Annotated in this window: 19 protein-coding genes; 7 read left to right on the top strand and 12 right to left on the bottom strand. The window is 67.6% G+C overall.

What is annotated here, in order from left to right:
* Positions 1–153: 153 nt before the first annotated feature.
* From CDA09_RS06635 to CDA09_RS06615, 5 genes are all read left to right on the top strand, one after another.
* Positions 154–744: a chromate transporter gene (locus CDA09_RS06635; protein WP_121427907.1), complete on the top strand. Its 591-nt coding sequence runs from the start codon at positions 154–156 to the stop codon at positions 742–744.
* Positions 741–1,289 (top strand): chromate transporter, encoded by a 549-nt coding sequence (locus tag CDA09_RS06630; RefSeq protein WP_121427906.1) that lies wholly within the window; start codon positions 741–743, stop codon positions 1,287–1,289. Before CDA09_RS06635 ends, CDA09_RS06630 begins: the two co-directional genes overlap by 4 nt.
* 308 nt (positions 1,290–1,597) lie before the next feature.
* Positions 1,598–4,087, top strand: a complete 2,490-nt coding sequence (locus tag CDA09_RS06625; RefSeq protein WP_286164395.1) for a bifunctional diguanylate cyclase/phosphodiesterase — start codon at positions 1,598–1,600, stop codon at positions 4,085–4,087.
* Positions 4,084–4,956: a hypothetical protein gene (locus CDA09_RS06620; protein WP_121427905.1), complete on the top strand. Its 873-nt coding sequence runs from the start codon at positions 4,084–4,086 to the stop codon at positions 4,954–4,956. Before CDA09_RS06625 ends, CDA09_RS06620 begins: the two co-directional genes overlap by 4 nt.
* Positions 4,957–4,962: 6 nt before the next feature.
* A complete protein-coding gene (locus CDA09_RS06615) occupies positions 4,963–5,658 on the top strand; it encodes a hypothetical protein (protein ID WP_121427904.1) in 696 nt (231 codons plus the stop codon).
* Positions 5,659–5,686: 28 nt separating this feature from the next.
* On the opposite strand, the gene CDA09_RS06610 is transcribed toward CDA09_RS06615, so the two are convergent.
* From CDA09_RS06610 to CDA09_RS06580, 7 genes are all read right to left on the bottom strand, one after another.
* Entirely contained in the window at positions 5,687–7,129 is a 1,443-nt protein-coding gene (locus tag CDA09_RS06610; RefSeq protein ID WP_121427903.1) for an aldehyde dehydrogenase family protein, read from the bottom strand.
* 34 nt (positions 7,130–7,163) lie between these two features.
* Entirely contained in the window at positions 7,164–8,522 is a 1,359-nt protein-coding gene (locus CDA09_RS06605) for a sigma-54-dependent transcriptional regulator (RefSeq protein ID WP_121427902.1), read from the bottom strand.
* Positions 8,523–8,656: 134 nt separating this feature from the next.
* Entirely contained in the window at positions 8,657–9,385 is a 729-nt protein-coding gene (locus tag CDA09_RS06600) for an amino acid ABC transporter ATP-binding protein (RefSeq protein ID WP_121427901.1), read from the bottom strand.
* A gap of 47 nt (positions 9,386–9,432) precedes the next feature.
* On the bottom strand, positions 9,433–10,122 hold the full coding sequence (gltK, locus tag CDA09_RS06595) for a glutamate/aspartate ABC transporter permease GltK (RefSeq protein ID WP_121427900.1): 690 nt from the start codon (positions 10,120–10,122) through the stop codon (positions 9,433–9,435).
* A 1-nt stretch (position 10,123) separates the two neighbouring features.
* Entirely contained in the window at positions 10,124–10,861 is a 738-nt protein-coding gene (locus CDA09_RS06590) for an amino acid ABC transporter permease (RefSeq protein ID WP_121427899.1), read from the bottom strand.
* Positions 10,862–11,012: 151 nt separating this feature from the next.
* A complete protein-coding gene (locus CDA09_RS06585; protein WP_121427898.1) occupies positions 11,013–12,092 on the bottom strand; it encodes a type II asparaginase in 1,080 nt (359 codons plus the stop codon).
* A 55-nt stretch (positions 12,093–12,147) separates the two neighbouring features.
* A complete protein-coding gene (locus CDA09_RS06580; protein ID WP_121427897.1) occupies positions 12,148–13,056 on the bottom strand; it encodes a glutamate/aspartate ABC transporter substrate-binding protein in 909 nt (302 codons plus the stop codon).
* Between the two features lie 206 nt (positions 13,057–13,262).
* Here CDA09_RS06580 and CDA09_RS06575 point away from each other — a divergent pair, with 206 nt between their 5' ends.
* Complete coding sequence (locus CDA09_RS06575; RefSeq protein ID WP_121427896.1) at positions 13,263–15,059, top strand: ABC transporter transmembrane domain-containing protein; 1,797 nt, start codon at positions 13,263–13,265, stop codon at positions 15,057–15,059.
* 94 nt (positions 15,060–15,153) lie between these two features.
* Here CDA09_RS06575 and CDA09_RS06570 read toward each other — a convergent pair whose 3' ends face one another.
* The 5 genes from CDA09_RS06570 to CDA09_RS06550 all read right to left on the bottom strand — a co-directional run bounded on the left by CDA09_RS06570 (position 15,154) and on the right by CDA09_RS06550 (position 18,372).
* Positions 15,154–15,501, bottom strand: a complete 348-nt coding sequence (locus CDA09_RS06570) for a GFA family protein (protein WP_121427895.1) — start codon at positions 15,499–15,501, stop codon at positions 15,154–15,156.
* A 38-nt stretch (positions 15,502–15,539) separates the two neighbouring features.
* A complete protein-coding gene (locus CDA09_RS06565) occupies positions 15,540–16,178 on the bottom strand; it encodes a glutathione S-transferase (protein ID WP_121427894.1) in 639 nt (212 codons plus the stop codon).
* A 244-nt stretch (positions 16,179–16,422) separates the two neighbouring features.
* On the bottom strand, positions 16,423–16,983 hold the full coding sequence (locus CDA09_RS06560; protein WP_121427893.1) for a hemerythrin domain-containing protein: 561 nt from the start codon (positions 16,981–16,983) through the stop codon (positions 16,423–16,425).
* Positions 16,984–17,189: 206 nt separating this feature from the next.
* Complete coding sequence (locus CDA09_RS06555) at positions 17,190–17,567, bottom strand: hypothetical protein (RefSeq protein WP_286164394.1); 378 nt, start codon at positions 17,565–17,567, stop codon at positions 17,190–17,192.
* Positions 17,568–17,700: 133 nt separating this feature from the next.
* Positions 17,701–18,372 carry a hypothetical protein gene (locus CDA09_RS06550; RefSeq protein WP_121427892.1) on the bottom strand — a complete coding sequence of 224 codons (672 nt, stop codon included), beginning with the start codon at positions 18,370–18,372 and terminating at the stop codon, positions 17,701–17,703.
* Between the two features lie 112 nt (positions 18,373–18,484).
* Between CDA09_RS06550 and CDA09_RS06545 the strand changes: the two genes are divergently transcribed.
* The gene (locus CDA09_RS06545) at positions 18,485–20,164 is read left to right on the top strand and encodes an ExeA family protein (RefSeq protein ID WP_121427891.1); all 1,680 of its coding nucleotides are present in this window, start codon (positions 18,485–18,487) and stop codon (positions 20,162–20,164) included.
* Positions 20,165–20,183: the final 19 nt, after the last annotated feature.

Genomic DNA, 20,183 nt, shown 5'->3' with positions numbered 1-20,183 from the left:
CTCGACCTCGGCCCCACGGCTCCGGCAAGTGGGTTGACTGCGGTGCGGGAAAAAATATCCCGGTTTACGTCCGGGGAGCGCGCGAATAAGCTCTGGCGTCCGAACGCAGGCGCCGGATGCCCGGACTGCACTGACAACAAGAACGGACAGACCGTGACAACCACCCCGCCAGACCATCCCCGCCCGCAATCGCCGTGGCATCTGTTCATCGCCTTCACCGTCCTTGCGCTACAGGGTTTCGGCGGGGTGCTCGCGGTTGCGCAGCGCGAACTGGTGGACCGCCGTCGCTGGATGACACGCGAGGAGTTCGTCGATGCGTACTCGGTCGCGCAGCTGCTGCCCGGCCCCAACGTCGTGAATCTGTCGCTGATGTTGGGCGACCGCTTCTTCGGCTGGCGCGGCGCGTTCGCGGCAATCAGCGGGATGCTGTTCGCGCCGCTGGTGCTGGTGATCGTGCTGGCCGCGGGCTACAACCAGCTTGCGAGTTTTCCCGCGGTCGCCGGGGCACTGCGCGGCATGGGCGCGGTCGCGGCGGGGCTGATCCTCGCGATGGCGCTGAAGATGCTGGGCACGCTGCGCAGGAATCCACTCGGACCGGTGTTGTGCGCACTGCTCGGGCTGACGACCCTGGCAGCAGTGACCGTCTTCCGGGTGCCGCTGGCGTGGGTCGTGATCGGTCTGGGCACGGCGGGCTGGTGCGTCGCGCGCTGGTGTATTGCGCGCCGGGAAGGGGGACTGCGATGAGCAGCCTGCCGTTATCCGACCTGGCCGACCTTTTCCTGCACTTCCTGATGCTGTCGCTGCTGTCGATCGGCGGCGCGATGTCGACGGCGCCGGAGATGCACCGCTTCCTCGTCGCCGAGCGCGGCTGGCTCGGCGACGCCGACTTCACGACCGCGATCGCGCTGGCGCAGGCCGCACCGGGACCGAACGTGCTGTTCGTGCCGGTGCTGGGCTTCCAGGTCGCCGGCGTGATCGGAGCGGCCGCTGCACTGATCGGCATTCTGCTGCCTTCCACGCTGCTGTCGCTGGGCGTGAGCCGCTGGGGCGCGCAGCGCCGCGACGCGCCGGCCGTGCGCGCCTTCACCGCAGGCCTCGCGCCCGTGTCGATCGGGCTGGTGTTCGCGACCGGCTGGCTGCTCAGCCTGCCTTTCGTCGCGGCGCCGGAACACCGGCTGGGAGCGCTTGCGCTGATCGTCGCGACGATGACGGCGACGTTGAAGACGCGGCTTGCGCCGATCTGGATGATCGTCGTCGGTGCAACGGCCGGCGCGCTGGGCTGGATCTAGGCTTCGGGGACGCCCGGCATATCGTACGCCACGGCCCCCCGCGGGGCACAGATGTGCGGCAAACCACATTGATACGAATCAATGACCCCCTGTAGGCTTGCCGCAAGAATTGGTTACACCGTGGACACTTCCCTGTGCGCGGAGAGGCCGATGCGGCACGATCACAGCAGGAGCCAAAGATGCCCGCATTCAACCCTTCGGCTTTCATCGGCGACGCCGTCCGCCTCATGACGAGAGCCCGCAACATGTCGTCGAGATTTCCCCCCGGAGGCACGCCGGCGCCCCTGAACAGGGAGTGCGACTGAGCCATGGCCGCCCACCTGCCCTGCCCTGCCGCGTCACGCATCGCCCAGCGCGTTGGCGCCGTGCTGTGTTCGATACGGCAGGCCATTCGCAGCCAGTTCGCCGATCGCGTGAGCATGACGCGCTTCGTCGCGCACCAGGTCATCGTCTTCGTCACGCTGCTGCTGGTGGCGATCCAGCTGGTGACCCTGGTGGCGCTGAACTGGGCGGTATCCCAGAACGCGCGCGAGTCGGTGCGCAAGGAAATCGAGGTCGGGCGGCGGATCTTCGCTCGGGTGATGGAGGATCGCACCCAGCAGCTGACGACCGCCGCGAGCGTGCTGGCCTCGGATTTCGGCTTGCGCCAAGCGCTGATGAGCAGCGACCACGCGACGATCGTGTCCGCACTGAACAACCACGGCGCCCGCATCGGTGCGGCGAAGATGATGCTGATCGGGCTCGACCGGAAGGTGCTGGGCGAAACGGCGACAGGCGGCACCAGCGGGCACCCGCCGTTCCCGTATCAGCGCCTGATCGAGGACGCCGAACGCAAGGGGGCTGCGTCCACGATCGCGCTGATCGAACATGCACCCTTCCAGCTCGTCGTCGTGCCGGTGCTGGCGCCGGTTCCAGTCGCGTGGGTGATGGTGGCGTTCAGCGTCGACAACAAGTTGGCGAACGACCTCGGCCTGCTCACCGGGCTCGATGTTTCTTTCGCCACGTGGGCGCGCGACCGCGGCTGGAACGTTGCGGCGACGACGCTGCCGACATCCGCGACACGCACCCTGCTGGGCGCGCTCGGACCGCCCGCGGGAACCACCGTGCCGCCCGTCGCGGCGAACCTGCTTGGCGCGGACTTCCAGCTTGCCAGCTCGGTCCTCGGCCGCGAGGACGACGGCGCGGTCGTCGCGATCCTGCAAAGCTCGCTGCGCGACGCGGTCGCCCGTTTCGACGCGCTGCGCGTGATCCTGCTCGTGCTCGCAGCCTTCAGCCTGTGTGCGACGGTCGCCGGCAGCCTGCTGATCGCCCGCAGCATCTCGCGGCCGGTGTCGGCGCTCGCCGAGTTCGCGCGCCGCATGGAGCGCGGCGACTATGACCACGGCCCCCCGGAAACACGCTCCGACGAACTCGGCGAACTCGCGGCCAGTTTCAACCGCATGCGCCTCGCGATCGCCGCGCGCGAGCAGCAGATCAAGTCGATGGCGCTGCAGGATGCGCTGACCGGCCTGCCCAACCGCGCGCTGTTCAACGAACGCCTGCAGCAGGCGCTGGGCATCGCCCGCCGGCTTGCGCAGCCGGTGAGCGTGCTGCTCATCGACCTGAACCGCTTCAAGGAGGTCAACGACACGCTCGGCCACCATGTCGGCGATCGCCTGCTGTGCGAAGTCGCGGACCGCCTGCGCATGGCCCTGGAGCGGGCGTCCGATACCCCTGCGCGCCTCGGCGGCGATGAGTTCGCGGTGCTGCTTCCCGCCACCGGTGCGACGATGGCCGAGGCGGCCGCGCGCAAGATCCTCCTGACCTTCGCGGCCCCGGTGGTCGTGGAAGGCTGGCAGCTCGACGTTGGCGGGAGCATCGGCATCGCGACCTTCCCGGAGCACGGCGACGATCCGAACGTGTTGATGAGCCGGGCTGATGCGGCGATGTATGCGGCCAAGCGCAAGCGGATGGGCTACGCGCTGTACGATGCCGGCTACGACACGGAAACCGAGAACCACGGCCGGCTGTCGCTCACCGGCGAACTGCGCCAGGCCATCGAGAACAACGAACTCGTCCTGTATTACCAGCCCCGCCTCGACCTCGCGAGCGGCGGGGTCACGGGCGTGGAAGCGCTGGTGCGCTGGCAGCATCCGGTGCGCGGCTTCGTGCCGCCCGACCAGTTCATTCCCTTCGCGGAGCAGACCGGCTGTATCCGCGACATCACCCAGTGGGTGATCGGCCGCGCCTTCGAACAAGGAGCCCGCTGGCACGCGGCGGGGTTGACGCTCGCGGTGTCGATCAACCTTTCCGCCCGCGACCTGCTCGGGCCCGAACTGCCGCAGCGCTTTGCCGAACTGCTCGCGAGCCACGGTGCCTCGCCGCACTGGTTCCTGCTGGAGATCACGGAAAGCGCGATCGTCGACGACCCTGCGCGCGCGCTCGAAACCGTGACGCGGCTGCACGAGATGGGATTCGGCCTGTCGATCGACGACTTCGGCACGGGCTATTCGTCGCTCGCACAGTTGAAGCGCCTGCCCGTGGCCGAACTCAAGATCGACAAGAGCTTCGTGATGGACATGGCGCGCGACCCCGACGACATGACGATCGTGCGCTCGGTGATCGACCTCGCCCACAACATGGGGCTGAGCGTCGTCGCGGAAGGCGTCGAGACCGATGAAGTGCGCGAGCTGCTGTACGACATGGGCTGCGACTACCTGCAGGGCTACCACATCTGCAAGCCGCTGCCGGCCGAACAGCTCGAAGGCTGGCTCGCGCACAGGGCGGCACAACACTGCGGCAAGGGAGAAATCACATGAGGTTCGGAGACTGGTTCGCCTGTGTCGCACTCGGCCTGTGCGCCACCCAGGCATCGGCCAACCCGCTCGACGAGCTGGGCGTCGAACTGGTCTATGACGACAACCTCACGCGCGCGCAACTGGCGCGGGACATCAAGGGTGATCTCGCGCTCGCCGTCTCCGGAGAAGCGGGGCCGCGCTTCCAGCTCACGGACTACGACAGCCTGTCCGTGAAGGCCAGCGTCGCCGGCACCAAGTACCGGCATTACGATGGGCTGGACAACCTCAATGCGGCCCTCGCGCTGACTTACCGGCGGAAGTTCGGCCTCGGGCCCTACGTGCCGCAGGTCGCGCTGACCGGATCCGCAGCGCGGCTCGAATACGACAGCCGGCTGCGCGACGGATGGCTGTACGCGGCGGAAGCCGAGGCGAGCAAGCGCGTGTCCGACCGCCTGGTGCTGCGCACCTTCGTCCGCAGCGAGCGGCGCGAATCGGATCACGTGCCCGAGCGCGTGGTTCCGTTCATACGCGCCAACGTGTTCGACTTGGGCAGCCGCAGCTTGGGCATCGGCGCCGACTTCGCGTGCGCCCCGCGCTACCTCGTGTCGGTGGGCTACACTTGGCATCACGGCGAGATCGTGTCGACGACACAGCGCAACCTGCCGATCTTCCTTGCGTCCAGTGCGATCGCGGCCGATCCGGTATTCGGAAGCGATACCTTCGCATACACGATGCGGGCGCAAACCGGGGTGGCGAGCATCGGCGTGAGCCGCGAGATCGGCCGCCAGGCGACGTTCGCCATCGGTTACGAATACCGCAGCAGCCACGCAGACGGCGGCATCGACTACAGCGGAAGCCTGTTCCGCGCGACCTATCTCTACGGGTTTTGACCGGTGATGAGGACATGTTCCCTGAAGCTATACGCGCGATGCCGACGCGGGGTCGCCAGCGGCGCGCTGACGGCACTGCTCGCCCTCGCGTTCGCCACGCCTGCTGCCACGGCGGGGGAGATCCACGCCAGCGTGCGCGACCGCGATGGCAAACCCGTCGCCGATGCGGTCGTGGTCGCCACACCGGCTGCCGGAACTGCCTCGGGCAGCCACGCGGGCGTTGCCGAGGAAGATCAGCGCAACAAGGAATTCGTCCCGCACGTGCTACCGGTGCAGGTCGGGACGCGCGTGAGTTTTCCGAACAACGACAACATCCGGCATCACGTCTACTCTTTCTCGCCGGCCAAGACCTTCGAACTGCCGCTCTACAGCGGCACGCCGGCCACACCGGTGCTGTTCGACAAGCCCGGCGTCGTCATCCTGGGGTGCAACATCCACGACTGGATGGTCGGCTACATCTACGTGTCCGAAAGCCCCCACTTCGCGAAGACCGGGGCCGACGGCAAGGCGACGCTCACCGGCTTGCCCGGCGGGGAGTACACGCTGCGAGTGTGGCATCCGCAGCTCGAAGGCAGCGAGCAGGCGACCGCACGGCAGCTCGCGGTGCCGTCGAGCGGTGCGGTGGATGCGGCCACGACGATCGGACTGGTGCCGGACTTCCGCGCCCGGCGCGCACCGACACCGGGCCGCGGCGGTTACTGAGCGCAGGGGATTTGCGCCGACGCGGCGCTCAGGGTTTCTGCGGCAGCTGGATCGCCTTGTATTCGAGGAATTCCTCCAGGCCGTAGACGCCGTTCTCGCGCCCGAGACCCGACTGGCGATAGCCGCCGAAAGGTGCGCGCGGATTCCACGGTGCGCCGTTGATGTCGATCTGGCCGCTGCGGATGCGCCGCGCGACGGCCAGCGCATGCTCGTCGCTGCCCGCCCACACGCCGCCGCCCAGACCGTAGATCGAATCGTTCGCGAGCGCGATCGCGTCCTCGTCGCCGTCGTGCGGCAGGATCACCAGCACCGGACCGAAGATCTCCTCCTGCGCGACGGTCGCCCTGCGATTCTCGACGACCAGCACGGTCGGCGCGACGAAGAAGCCCCTGCCCGCCGGCGCGGCGTCGGGGCCGCCGGCGACGAGCTGCGCGCCTTCGGCGATGCCGCGGCGGATGTAGCCGACGACGCGCTCGCGCTGCACGTCGGACACGAGCGGGCCGAGCTTGCTGTCTTCGGCGAACGCCGGCCCAACCTTGAACGCTGCCGCCGCGGCGGCGGCAAGGTCGGCGGCCTCGGCGAGCTTCGCGCGCGGCACCAGCATGCGCGTGTGCGCCGAGCAGGTCTGGCCGGAGTTGAGCAGGCAGTTCGACACCGTGCCCTTGACCGCGGCGGCAAGGTCGGCGTCGTCGAGGATCACCGACGCCGACTTGCCGCCGAGTTCCAGCGCGACCTTCTTCACCGTCGCCGCGGCAAGCTCCGCGACGCGGCGGCCGGCGCGCGTCGAGCCGGTGAAGGACACCATGTCGACGCGCGGATCAGACGCCAGCACCTCGCCGACGACCGGGCCGTAGCCGGTCACGAGGTTGAACACGCCCGCCGGCAGGCCCGCCTCGGCGCTCACTTCGGCGATCACGTCGGCGAGGATGAAGGCGTTGATCGGCGCGACCTCGGAGGGCTTCAGCACGACCGTGCAGCCGGCCGCGAGCGCGGGCGCGACTTTCAGCGAGATCTGGTTGAGCGGGAAGTTCCACGGGGTGATCGCACCGACGACGCCGATCGGCTCGCGCACGACGAGCGAATTGCCGACGCGCTCTTCCCACTGGAACTCGCGCGCGAGCTTCGCGTAGTGCTTCCAGCTGCCGACCGGCCCGGCGACCTGGAAGCGCCCCGCCATCTTCAGCGGCATGCCGACTTCGTGCGCGATCGCGGCGGCGAGTTCGTCGCGGCGCGCTTCCAGTCCGGAGGTGACGCGCTCGATATGGTCCGCGCGCTCGGCCGCGGGCAAGCGCGACCACGCGTCGAACGCAGCATGCGCCGCCGCGATGGCGGCTTCCGCATCCGCGGGGGCGCCTTCGGGGATGCGGGCATAGACCGAGGCGTCGCTCGGGTCGATCACGTCGATCAGGCCGGCGCCGGCGGGGGCGACCCAGCGGCCGCCGATGTAAAGCTTGTCGCGCAGGATGGTCATCGGGTTCTCCTCGGGGTAAGGAAACCCGTCGATTCTAGCCCGCGAGCCCGTACTTCCGGATCTTGTCGTGCAGCGTGGTCTTCGCAACCTGCAGCGCCTCGCTGCTGCGCGCGAGGTTGCCGTTCTGGCGGCGCAACTCGGCGGCGATCAGCGAACGCTCGAAGTTATCCACCGCTTCGGCGAGCGAGGCGCCGCGCGCTTCCGGCGACGGCGTCGTACCGAAATCGCGGCTCAGGCCGAGCACCAGGCATTCGGCGGCGTTGCGCAGTTCGCGCACGTTGCCCGGCCAGGCGTGCGCCATCAGCTGCTGCATCTGCTCGCGGCCGACTTCGGGGATGGGGCGCTGGTGCTGCTGCGCGGCGTACAGCATGAAGTGTTCGAGCAGCAGCGGGATATCCTCGCGCCGTTCACGCAGCGGCGGCAGTTCGACGCGCGCAACGTTGAGGCGGTAGTAGAGATCGGCGCGGAATTTCTGGCGGTCGGCGAGTTCGCGCAGATCTTCCTTGGTCGCGGCGACGACGCGGCACGCGACCGGGATCAACGCGTTGGAGCCGAGGCGCTCCACCATGCGCTCCTGCAGCACGCGCAGCAGCTTGATCTGCACCGCCACCGGCATCGATTCGACCTCGTCGAGGAACAAGGTGCCGCCGTTGGCGTGCTCGATCTTGCCGATGCGGCGCTTCTGCGCGCCGGTGAAGGCGCCCGCCTCGTGGCCGAAGAGTTCGCTGTCGATGAGGTTGTCCGGCAGGCCGCCGCAGTTGAGCGCGACGTAGTTCGCCGCGCTGCGGCTGGAAAGATCATGCAGGCAGCGCGCGACCGCCTCCTTGCCGGTGCCGGTCTCGCCGACGATGAGCACGTCGACGCTGGTGTCCGCGAGTTCGAGCAGCAGGCGGCGCACCCGCTCCATCTGCGGCGAGCGGCCGATCAGGCGCGCTTCGATCGCGTCGCGGTGGTCGAGGCGGCGGCGCAGGCTTTCCACTTCCATCGTCAGCGCGCGTTTTTCCAGCGCGCGGCTCACGACCTCGACGAGGTGATCGGGCGAAAAAGGCTTGGGAATGAAGTCATAGGCGCCGCTGCGCATCGCCTCGACCGCGAGGGTGACGTCGCCGTGGCCGGTGATCATGATGACCGGCAGCGCCGCATCCTGGGTGACCAGCGCGCGCAGGAGCTGCATGCCGTCCATGCCCGGCAGGCGCATGTCGGTGACGACGACGCCGGGGAAATCCGGGCCGACGAGGCGCTGCCCCGCTTCGGCCGAGGCGACCGCCTGCACCGGGATGCCGGCGAGTTGCATCGCCTGCTCGCAGCCGAGGCGCACGTTCGGGTCGTCCTCGACGATGAGGACCTTCAGCGCTGGAGACTGGTTGGGTTGCGAGGAAGGGGATGAAGTCATGCCAATTGTTCTCCGGCCGCCGGCAGGTCGAGCGTGAATACGGCGTCGCCGTCGGGATACCTGGCGGTGAGGTCGCCGCCCGGAATTCTAGTTCAGTCCGGCCGACGCGTCCTCTCGCCGTCCCGCAGCGGACCTCAATGCTGCAGGATCTTCGCGAGGAATTGCTGCGCGCGCTCCGAGCGCGGGTTCGCGAAGAAGGCCTCCTTGCTGTCGTCCTCGACGATCTTGCCATGGTCCATGAAGATCACGCGGTGCGCGACGCGCCTGGCGAAGCCCATCTCGTGCGTCACGCACATCATCGTCATGCCTTCCTGCGCCAACTCGGTCATGACATCGAGCACCTCGTTGATCATCTCGGGATCGAGCGCCGAGGTCGGCTCGTCGAACAGCATGCAGATCGGGTCCATCGCGAGCGCGCGGGCGATCGCGACGCGCTGCTGCTGGCCTCCCGAGAGCTGGCCGGGGAACTTGTGCGCGTGCGCCTTGAGGCCGACGCGGTCGAGGAAGTACATGCCCTTCTCCGCCGCCTCATCCTTGCCGCGCTTCAGCACCTTGACCTGCGCGAGCGTGAGGTTGTCGCGGATCGTCATGTGCGGGAAGAGCTCGAAGTGCTGGAACACCATGCCGACGTGCGAGCGCAGCTTAGAAAGATTCGTCTTCGGCGCACCGACCGAGGTGCCGTTCACGTGGATCTCGCCGCCCTGGAAGGGCTCGAGGCCATTCACGCACTTGATGAGGGTGGATTTTCCCGAGCCCGAAGGCCCGCACACGACCACCACTTCGCCCTTGTTGACGTGGGTGCTGCAGTCGGTGAGGACCTGGAAGCTGCCGTAATGCTTGCTGACCTTGTCGATCGTGATCATGAGTTGTCCTTGAATGCGTGGCGATTCGGTGGGGTGCGCGGCGGCGCTCAGGCGCGCTGCAGGCGGTGCTGGAAGTAGCGCACGGCCTGCGAGGCGGCGAAGCACAGCACGAAGTAGACGGCACCGGCGAAGAGCACCAGCTCCACGAGCCGCCCGTCGCGGTCGCCGACCTTGTAGGCCGCGCCGAAGAAGTCGGCGAGCGCCGACACATAGACGAGCGAGGTGTCCTGGAACAGGATGATCGCCTGCGTCAGCAGCAGCGGCACCATGTTGCGGAAGGCCTGCGGCAGCACGACGTGCAGCATCGCCTGCGGGTAGCTCATGCCCAACGCATGGGCGGCGGCGAGCTGGCCCCGCGGCACGGACTGGATGCCGGCGCGGATGATCTCGGCGTAGTAGGCGGACTCGAACAGCGCGAAGCCGATCATCGCGGAGGCGAGGCGCACGTCGGAGCCCGGCGGCAGGCCGAGGAAGCTCTCGAGGAACTTCGGCACGATCAGGAAGAACCACAGCAGCACCATCACCAGCGGGATCGCGCGGAAGAGGTTCACGTAGCCCGCCGCGGCCCACGCGAGCGGCTTGATCGACGAGAGCCGCGCCACCGCGAGCAGCGTGCCCCACACGATGCCGGCGACGATCGCCAACGCCGTGATCTCGAGCGACACCATCAGGCCCTGGCCGAGGAAATTCAGCGAGCCCGGGATCGACGACCAGTCGAATTCGTAGGAACCGAACATCTCACTTGCCTCCGAGGTAACCGGGAACGCGCACGAGCGCTTCCGTCTTGCGCATCAGCAGCATCACGACGACGTTGATCATCAGGTAGGCGACCGTCACCGCGACGAAGGATTCGTAGGGCTGCGCGGTGTAATCGACCAGCTGGCGCCCCTGCGCGGCGAGTTCTAGCAGGCCGATCGTCGAGCACACCGCCGAGTTCTTGAACACGTTGAGGAACTCCGAGGTCAGCGGCGGCACGACCAGGCGGAAGGCCATCGGCAGCATCACGTGGCGGTAGGTCTGCGACAGCGTGAGCCCCAGCGCGAGGCCGGCGTTCTTCTGCCCGCGCGGCAGCGCGTTGATGCCCGAGCGCACCTGCTCGGCAACGCGTGCGCTGGTGAAGAAGCCCAGGCACACCATCGCCGCAACGAACTGCTGCACGACCGGATTCAGCGCCTTGAAGGCGTCGCCGACGGCCACCGGCAGCAGCTCGGGCAGCACGAAATACCAGAAGAAGAGCTGCACCAGCAGCGGGATGTTGCGGAACATCTCCACGTACGCCGTCGCGGCGAAAGCCAGCCCGCGATGCGGCACCGTGCGCAGCACGCCGATGACCGCGCCCAGCAGCAGCGCCATCACCCACGCCGACAGCGACAGCGACAGCGTCGTCTTCAGGCCCGCGACCATCCAGTCGAGATAGGTACCGTCATTGACGGCGCTGGGGAGCATAAACACGCCCCAGTTCCATTGGTATTCCATGCAAGACTCCAGAAACATCGGAGGAAAAGGCCCCTGCGGTTGCGGCGGACGCACCCGCCCCCTGCGACCGGCGCGCGCGGCGCCGGCGACAGGAAGACTTCAGGGGCGGAAGCCCGGAACGAATGTCCCGGGCGTTCGCTTCAGGCCGTGCTCAGTATTCCCAGAAGATGCGCTGCAGCTCCTTGCTGTCCTGCGTGCGGGTCAGTGCGACCGCGGCGAGGATGCGCGCCTTCTGCGGATTGAGGTCGTGCGAGACGACCCAGTCGTACTTGTCGTCGGGCTGTTCGGCGTTGCGCAGAACGAAACCGCCGCCGGTCACGCGGGCCGAGCGGATCACCTGCACGCCCTTGCCGCGCAGCTCCTGCAACACAGGGACGATGTGCTTCGCGACCGAGCCGTTGCCGGTACCGGCGTGGATGATCGCCTTCACGTCCTTGCCGAACGCACGATAGGCCATGTCGCTCATGTTGCCGTAGCCGTAGGCAATCTCGACGGGGGCGAGCTTCTCGATCTTGTCGATGTCGAACTCGGAGTTCGTCGTGTGACGCTTCACCGGCGCACGGAACCAGTAGCTCTTGCCTTCAACGACCATCCCCAGCGCACCCCACGGGCTCTTGAAGGCCTCGGTGCGGATGTTGATCGCCTTCGTGACGTCGCGCCCGCTCTGGATCTCGTCGTTCATCGTCACCAACACGCCCTTCCCCTGCGACTCCTTCGCCGCCGCGACCGCGACCGCGTCATACAGGTTGAGCATGCCGTCGGCCGACAGCGCCGTGCCCGGACGCATCGCACCCACGACCACGATCGGCTTGTTCGTATGCACGACGAGGTTCAGGAAGAAGGCCGTCTCTTCGAGCGTGTCAGTGCCGTGCGTGATCACGATGCCATCCACGTCGTCCTGCTTCGCGAGTGCGGAAACGCGCTTGCCCAGCGTCATCAGCTCCGCGTTCGTGAAGCTCTCCGAGGCGATCTGGAACACCTGCTCGCCGCGCACGTCGGCGACGGCGGCGAGTTCCGGCACGCCGGCGATGAGCTTGTCGACCGGCACCTTCGCGGCCTGGTAGGTCGCGCTGTTGGCAGCGGTGGCCCCCGCACCGGCGATCGTGCCGCCGGTGGCGAGGATGACGACTTTGCTCTTGGCATCGGCGAACGCGCTGCTGCTCAGTGCCAGTGCTGCGATCAGCACCAGCAGACGGCTGGCGAACCAGCCCTTGGGGTTACGCACTTGCATGATTGTCTCCGTGTTCTTGCGCCCCCTGCGGGGGCATTTTCGTTGTAGCAGCGGTTTATTCGAACGGGCGGTCGTTCGGCGTCTTGATCAGCTTCTTCATCGCGTCGGACATCGGGAAGTTCAGGTTGATGCTCTTCGGCGGGATCGCCGCGAGGAACCACTTGCTGTAGATCGCCTCGGCCTCGCCCGAAGTCATCGTCTTCGCGATCGCCGCATCCACCACCTTCTTGAACTCGGCATCGTCCCTGGCCATCATGCAGCCGTACGCTTCATACGACTGCGGCGTGCCGGTGACGACCCAGTCGGCCGGACGCTTGGCCTTCGCCAGTTCGCCGTAGAGCAGCGCGTCGTCCATCATGAACGCCACCGCACGCCCGGTTTCCAGCGTCAGGAAGGACTCGCCGTGGTCCTTGGCGCTGATGATGTTCATGCCGAGCTTCTTGTCCTCGTTCATCTTGCGCAGCAGGCGCTCCGAGGTGGTGCCGGCGGTCGTCACGACGTTCTTGCCCGCGAGCTGATCGAAATCCGTCACGCCCGAATCCTTCTTGGTCATCAGGCGCGTGCCGACGACGAAGATCGTGTTCGAGAAGGCGACCTGCTTGGCGCGCTCGGCGTTGTTCGTCGTCGAGCCGCACTCGATCGCGACGGTGCCGTTCTGCACCAGCGGGATGCGGTTCTGCGACGTGACCGGCATCAGCTTCACCTTCAGGTTGGGCATCTTCAGCTCGGTTTTGATCGCGTCGACGACCTTCAGCATCATCTCCTGCGAATAGCCGACCACCTGCTGGTTCTGGTCGTAGTACGAGAACGGGATCGAGGACTCGCGGTGACCCAGCGTGATCGAGCCGGTCTCCTTGATCTTCTGCAGCGTGTTGGCCTGCGCGGCGGCGGGCGCGAGGGCGACGGCACCGGCGGCGATCAGGGCGGCAAGGGTGGCGTTCAGGGGCTTGCGCAGCAGCATCATGTCTCCTTTGGTATGACGGGATAAAAGATCCCGATGGACACAAACCATTGCAGGCGGCGTGCCAGCTTTTTTGCTGCATCGCGCAATGCAACAAGCCCCGGATGTATCCGGGGTGGCACTCGTGGCGTTGTGCACCACCGTTCGGAAAACCGAACAAACACCGCTCACGACGTTCGGTTTTCCGAACCGACGATTCATAATGGCGTATGCCCCGCAGCGCCCCGCCCCCGCCCGCCACGCCGCCCCGCCTGTCCGCCCTGCGCGGGCTGTGGCCCTTCCTGCGGCCCTACCGGGCTCGCATCGCCCTCGCTTTCGCGCTGCTGTGCGTGGGCTCGGCGACGATCCTCGTCGTGCCGCTGGCCTTTCGCGACATGGTCGATGCCGGCTTCGGCACGGGGGCGCCGGCGCGCGCGGGGCTGCTGGGCGGCTTGAGCCTCGACGGCCATTTCCTGGCGCTCTTCGGCCTCGCGGCTTTCTGGGCGCTGGCGGTGTCGGCGCGCTATTACACGGTGTCGTGGATCGGCGAGCGCGTCACGGCCGATCTGCGCAGTGCCGTGTACGCCCGCGTGCTCGGCCAGTCGCCGGCGTTCTTCGAGACCCTGCAGACCGGGGAGGTCCTGTCGCGCCTGACCGGCGACGCGACGCTGATCCAGACCGTGGTCGGCAGTTCGGTCTCGATGGGCCTGCGCAGCCTGTTCCAGTTCATCGGCGGGATGGTCATGCTGGCGGTCACCAGCCCGCGGCTCTTTTCCCTCAACCTGGGCATGATGGCGCTGCTGGCCCTGCCCATCCTCGCCATCGGCCGCAAGGTGCGGAAGCTGTCGCGCGAATCGCAGGACCGCATCGCCGACGCGTCGGCGCTGGCCGGCGAGATCCTCAACGCCATGCCCACCGTCCAGGCCTACACGCAGGAGCCCTACGAGGCGCGGCGCTTCGCCGACCGCAGCGAGAACAGCTTCGTCACCGCCATCCGCCGCACCCGCGTGCGCGCGGCGCTCACGACGCTCATCATCACCGCGGTGATGGGGACGATCATCTTCGTGCTGTGGGTGGGCGCGCAGCAGGTGCGTGCCGGCACGCTCACCAGCGGCCAGCTCGCCTCCTTCGTCCTCTACGCAGCACTCGTGGCGGGCGGCGTGGGGACGCTGGCGGAGGTATGGGGCGACGTGATGCGTGCCGCCGGCGCCGCGGAGCGTCTGCTGGAACTGCTCCACGCCCGCTCGGCGATCGTCGATACCCCGCTGCCGCGGACGCCGCAGGCCTCAACGCAGGCGGCGATCCGCTTCGAGCACGTCTCATTCGCCTACCCGGCGCGCCCGGAGGTGCACGCCGTGGACGACGTCGACCTCGCGATCGCGCCCGGCGAAAGCGTCGCCCTCGTCGGCCCCTCCGGCGCCGGCAAGACCTCCCTCTTCCAGCTCCTGCTGCGCTACTACGAGGTGTCGCAGGGCGCGATCCGCATCAACGGCCAGGATATCCGCGACCTGCGCCTGCACGACCTGCGCCGCGCCATTGCCATCGTGCCGCAGGATCCGGTGATCTTCTCCGCCAGCGCGCTGGACAACATCCGCTACGGCCGCCCCGACGCGAGCGACGACGAAGTCATCGCGGCGGCCCGCGCCGCTGCCGCCGACGAGTTCATCGAGCGCATGCCCGATGGCTACCGGACCTTCCTCGGCGAACGCGGGACGCGGCTCTCGGGAGGACAGCGCCAGCGCATCGCCATCGCGCGGGCGATCGTCAAGGGCGCGCGCGTGCTGCTTCTCGACGAAGCGACCAGCGCGCTCGACGCCGAATCGGAAATCCTTGTGCAGCGCGGCCTCAGCGCCGCGATGACGGGCCGCACCACGCTGATCATCGCCCACCGCCTGGCCACCGTGCAGAAGGTGGACCGCATCGTCGTGATGGAGCGCGGCCGCATCGTCGAAACCGGCAGCCCGGCGGACCTGCGCCACCGCGGCGGCCTCTACGCCCGCCTGGCGGCGCTGCAGCTCGACCTCTGAGCCGTGGCGAGGACGCGCCGCAGCACACGGAAACTTGCAGATGCGCTCCGCCCCTGGGAGGAGCCAGGCGGCGGGATCGTCGCGTGTTGCCGGCCTAGCGCGAGCGTCCGTCGACGTGCTTCACCGGCAACGAGGCGAGCTTCACGCCTTCCAGGCAGCGCACGTTGATCGCCGCCATGCGGTTGCCCTGCGGGTCCGTGCCCTCCCCGAAAGGATGGATGCCGCAGGTCGGGCAAAAACGATGCTTGATCTTGTGCGTGTTGAACGTATACGTGGCGAGATTCTCATCCGGCGTCAGGAGCCGCAGCCTGTCGCGGGGGACGAACCACAGCAATGCGCCCTTGCGCACGCAGATCGAGCAGTTGCAGTCCAGAACCTGCGTGAGTTCGCCTTCGACCTCGAACGCGGTCCGGCCGCAGTGGCAGCTTCCCTTGTAGATCATCGACGTCCTCCTTTGATCGCGTTTGGACCCGCCGCCCGTCAGCCACGTTCGCGGTAGGTCTCGGCTCCGAACGGTGCGGCGAGGAACTCCGGCAAGGATTCAGCCTTCGCCGAAAGCACCACCAGGTTCGGATAGTTCGCGGCGGGGACCACGTCCGCGACCATCTGCTGCGTGAAATGCCATGCGACCGCCGTCGTCACGCCCGTCTGGTCGATCGTCGCGCTCGTCATCGCGGGCGGCTGCCGCTTCACTTCCTGCTCCAGGGCATCGAAAGCGGCCTGCAACTGCCCCGTCAAGCGCGCCACCCACGGCTCATGCCGCTTTTCGGACGGACGCTGGTTACGTTCGTACACGATCTGCACGCTCTTCTCGCAGGCCGCGAGCGCCAGCCCCACCACCCTCAGCGCATGCTGGAGCTCCGGCACCGACGCCGGCATCAGGCTGCGTCCCGGCCGTGCGAGGGCTTCGGCGTATTGCAGGATCAGAGTCGAATCCATCAGCACTTCGCCGTCGTCGCAGATGAAGGTCGGCGCCTTGACCACGGGATTGATCTCGCGGAACTGGTCGAAAGTCCGGAATACCGACAGCGACTGGTGTTCGAAGTGCAGCCCGAGCAGCTGCAGGGAAACCACGACGCGGCGGACATATGGTGAGTCGAGCATGCCGATCAGCTTCATTGTCACTCCTCGCGTGGGCGATTCGAATCGAGCGGACTGGCCGGGGAATGCCATCACCCGCTCCCCGGTACCGACCACGAGCGTGTCGCTCCGCCACTCCTTCATAGCCCCGCACCGGCCCGTTCGCCAGCGTATTCGGTGCGTCGCCTCGCCCGGGACGGCGCCTGCACGCCCCCCGGAAAACGCCATCTACCCTCGCGGTCACCTTCGCCGGACCGCATCGACCCGGCGCAGTGCAGCCGCCTCAGGCCGCCGGAAGGTACATCGGGTAGAGGATCTCCTCCTCGCGCCGGATCCGGTTCACCAGCGCTTCGCCGATCGCGGTGAAATCCTGCCGGAAAGTCCTCGCAAGCTCGGGCCGGTGGCCCAGGTCCTTGTACTTGCCGAGGAAATCGACCACGACGCGGCCGATGTCATCCATTTCGTGACGGAACTCGCGCATCAGCCGGTGACTGACCTCGTCCTGCCGCAGGAAGTGCTCCAGATAGACGTAAAGACGGACGTTTTCCTTGAGCAGGTGATCCATGAGCGCGGATCTGAACTCGTCCAGCCGGCTCCGCACGGCATCAAACCGCCCAGCGTCCAAGGCAGCCGCGATCGCCGAATGGATTTTCAGCAAGGCTGCGTGATCCTGCTTGAGTGTGGAGATCAGGGCCGGGTCGTGCCGGATCTGTGTGCCCGGTGCCGCACCCAGCGGCGCCGGGGCGGCGGACGCATGGTCGGACGCTTCGGGTGAATCGCTTGCGGCGACCGCGGCGGGCGCCGCTGCCCTGATCCTGCCGAACAGCTTGTCGAGTAGGAACATGTTTCCCTCATGAAACAACGGTCATTCGCCAACGCGGCCGGATTCCTGCGGCTGGACCAGTTCTTCAACGGATAAGGGATTCGGGCCGCCGATCGATCCAAAAAGCATACACGGTCTTCATGATGGAATCCATCCATGGAGGAATCAGGGATCAGGACTCCGCGCCCGCACCGCGAGCGCGGATGCCGTGCGCGACCGGTCACCGGTCAGCGGCTGCACGACGTCCGCACATGGGATGGAAACGCCAGCACGAGAAAAGTCAGCATCAACCCGGCGACCAGCAGCGGCGCAGAAGCGGGCGGGCGCGAGAAACTGAAGTGGTCGAAGATCCCGCTGCCGACGCGGTAGAGCTGGAAAGCGGCAGCCCCCATGCCGAGCCACCACGCCCAACGGAAATGTTTCAGCAGCCCCCATGCGACGAGGATCGCGACCAGGCCGGCGATCCAGGTCGCCGGTTGCGAAAAGCTGAAGCGCAGGGTGAATACGTCACCCGTGAGCGCGAAACGGACAAGCGTGCCGCCGAGCACGACGATCGAATAAGCGATGGCAGTCGCTGCGGCAAGATGGATACGGGTAATGGTCATAAGACTCGCGGTGAGTTGAACGACGTTGTGGCGCGCGACGGGCCGGATCGCCCGCCGCAATGCGCCGCAATTTTGCCAGCAACTCCCGATGATGCGTTGGCGTCATGGCCTTCCTGCTCGTCCGAGCGCCGACTCAGCCGGCAATGTTCCCGCAAAAGAGGCTCTGGCTCCCGTCCGCCGGAGCCGAGCGGACGTTGATCGCGTATGGCGTTTCGCGCAGTTTCTGCAGCGATACCGGCGCGACGTTCGTGAGGGTCACCGGCCCGCGAAAGGCGGCGACGGCGCGTGGTCGCCCGAGCGGACTCGCGAGCACGTGGTCGGTCAGGTCGTAGGCGGGGCGCTCGCTCATGGCATCGCAGCGGCCCTCGTGGATGTACGTGTAGAGATGGATCGGGCGCGTCGTATAGCCCGGTACGCCGCTCAGCTGCAGCGTGACCGTCGTCTCGCCGTCCAGCGAAACAAGCGTCGCGTTGCCGATACGCCCCGTGCCATACCTCGTCGCGGCAAGGGGAACACGCAGGATTTCGGCAGGTGCCGCCCCCTGCGCCACCCGTTCCCCTCCCGCCCCGGCGCATCCGGCCAGGGCGGCGCACACCGCCCACGGCACCCACAGCATCCTGTCCATGGCCGTCTCCTTGCAGCGAGGGAAGATCACTCCTTTGACCGCCGGGGAAACCATTCGTCCCGCGACGAAACCGTCGCAGGTTTCCACCGCCTCGCGACCATCACGCATGTGGAGCGCCGCGTCGGCGAAGCATGCGACGGGCGGGACGGAAATGCGGCAGCGCACCGTGATCACGATCACGGCTACGGGTTCCGGTCGGCCTTTGCGGATCCCCGCTTTGGTGTGACACTAGCGCTGCACTCCGGACTTCCTGCAACGACGCCAGCCGCTCCGGCGGCGACGAGACGCACGCATGTACAACGAGTACTTCGGGTTTTCCGCGGCGCCCTTCTCGATCGCGCCGGATCCGCGCTATCTCTTCATGAGCGACCGTCACCGCGAGGCGCTGGCGCATCTGCTCTACGGGCTGCGCGTCGATGGCGGCTTCGTGCTGCTGACCGGCGAAGTCGGCACCGGCAAGACGACGATCTGCCGCTGCCTGCTGGAGCAGGTGCCCGCGGGCTGCGACATCGCGTTCATCCTCAACCCCAAAGTCGACACGGTCGAACTGCTCGCGACGCTGTGCGACGAACTGCACGTTCCGATCGCGACGGGCGAGCGCTCGATCAAGGTGCTGGTCGACCACATCAACCGCTATCTGCTGGACGCGAACGCACGCGGACGCAAGACGGTGCTGATCGTCGACGAGGCGCAGAACCTGTCGAACGAGGTGCTGGAGCAACTGCGCCTGCTGACAAACCTGGAGACGAACGAGCGCAAGCTGCTGCAGATCATCCTTCTCGGCCAGCCCGAGCTGCGCGCGCGGCTCGCGCAACCGGAAATGCGCCAGCTCGCCCAGCGCATCGTCGCGCGCTACCACCTCGAGCCGCTGACGCGGCCGGAACTGGGCGCCTATGTGAAGCACCGCCTCGAGGTCTCCGGCGGGCAACAGCGGCTGTTTTCCGACGGCGTGCTCGACCGCCTGTACCGCCTGAGCGGCGGCACGCCGCGACTCATCAACGTGATCTGCGACCGGGCGCTGCTCGGCACCTACGTGGAAGGCGGCACGAGCATCGCTCGCGCCACGCTGGACAAGGCGGCCGCCGAGGTGCTCGGCGAGGAACGCAAGCCGTCCACGGCGCGGCGGCTGGCGCTGGCCTCCGCACTGGGGGTGGCGCTCGCGGGCGGCGCAGCCGCGGCCTGGCATTTCAGCCTGCCTCCGGTCACCGGGACGACGAGGCAGACCGCCGTGGCAGCCCCGGCGCCCACGCCTGAGGTAGCCCCCACATTCAAGGACGTAGCCGCGAGCGACAAGGAAATCGGAGCGCCCTCCATCGAGGCGCCGACAGCCAAGGTGGCGGCGCGCGACGAACCGATCGTCTGGCCGAAATCGCAGGAACACTGGCTGCACGAGGCGATGGCGGTGCGCAGCCTGTTCGCGCAGTGGGGGCTGGACGCGCGGGTCATGGGGATCGAGGAAGCCTGCCGTCTCGCCGCGCGCCGCGATCTCGCCTGCCTGCGGCGCGAGGGGAGCCTGGACGAGCTGCTGGCGATGAATGCGCCGGCGGTCATCGAACTGCGCCAGCCCGAAGGGCCGAACTTTCTCGCGGCACTGATCGCGGTGGAGGGGGATCGCGCGCGCATTGCGGTTGCGGGCAACACGCAGGACGCGCCGCTCGATCGCTTGCGCCAGCAATGGAACGGCAACTACACGCTGCTCTGGAGCGCCCCGACCGGCTGGTATCGCGCGGTCAGCGCAGGCATGCGCGGCAACGACGTGGCGTGGGTCGTGCGCCAGCTCGGGCGCTGGGAGGGGCGAAAGGATCCCGAAGCCCCCATCAACACCTACACGGCCCGCGTCGAGGAGCGCATGCGTGCCTTCCAGCGCAGCACCGGGCTGCCCGAAGACGGAGTGGTCGGCCCGATGACCGTGGTGCGCCTTGCGGCCTTGTCCGCCAGCGGTGCGCCCGTCCTCACCAAGCAGGCGCAATAGCCATGTCCTACATCCTCGA

Origin of the sequence: Azoarcus sp. DN11, assembly GCF_003628555.1 — a bacterium.
Classification (GTDB): Bacteria; Pseudomonadota; Gammaproteobacteria; order Burkholderiales; family Rhodocyclaceae; genus Aromatoleum.
The sequence above is the reverse complement of the archived record's forward strand: the minus strand, read 5'-3'. Positions and strand labels throughout refer to the sequence as shown.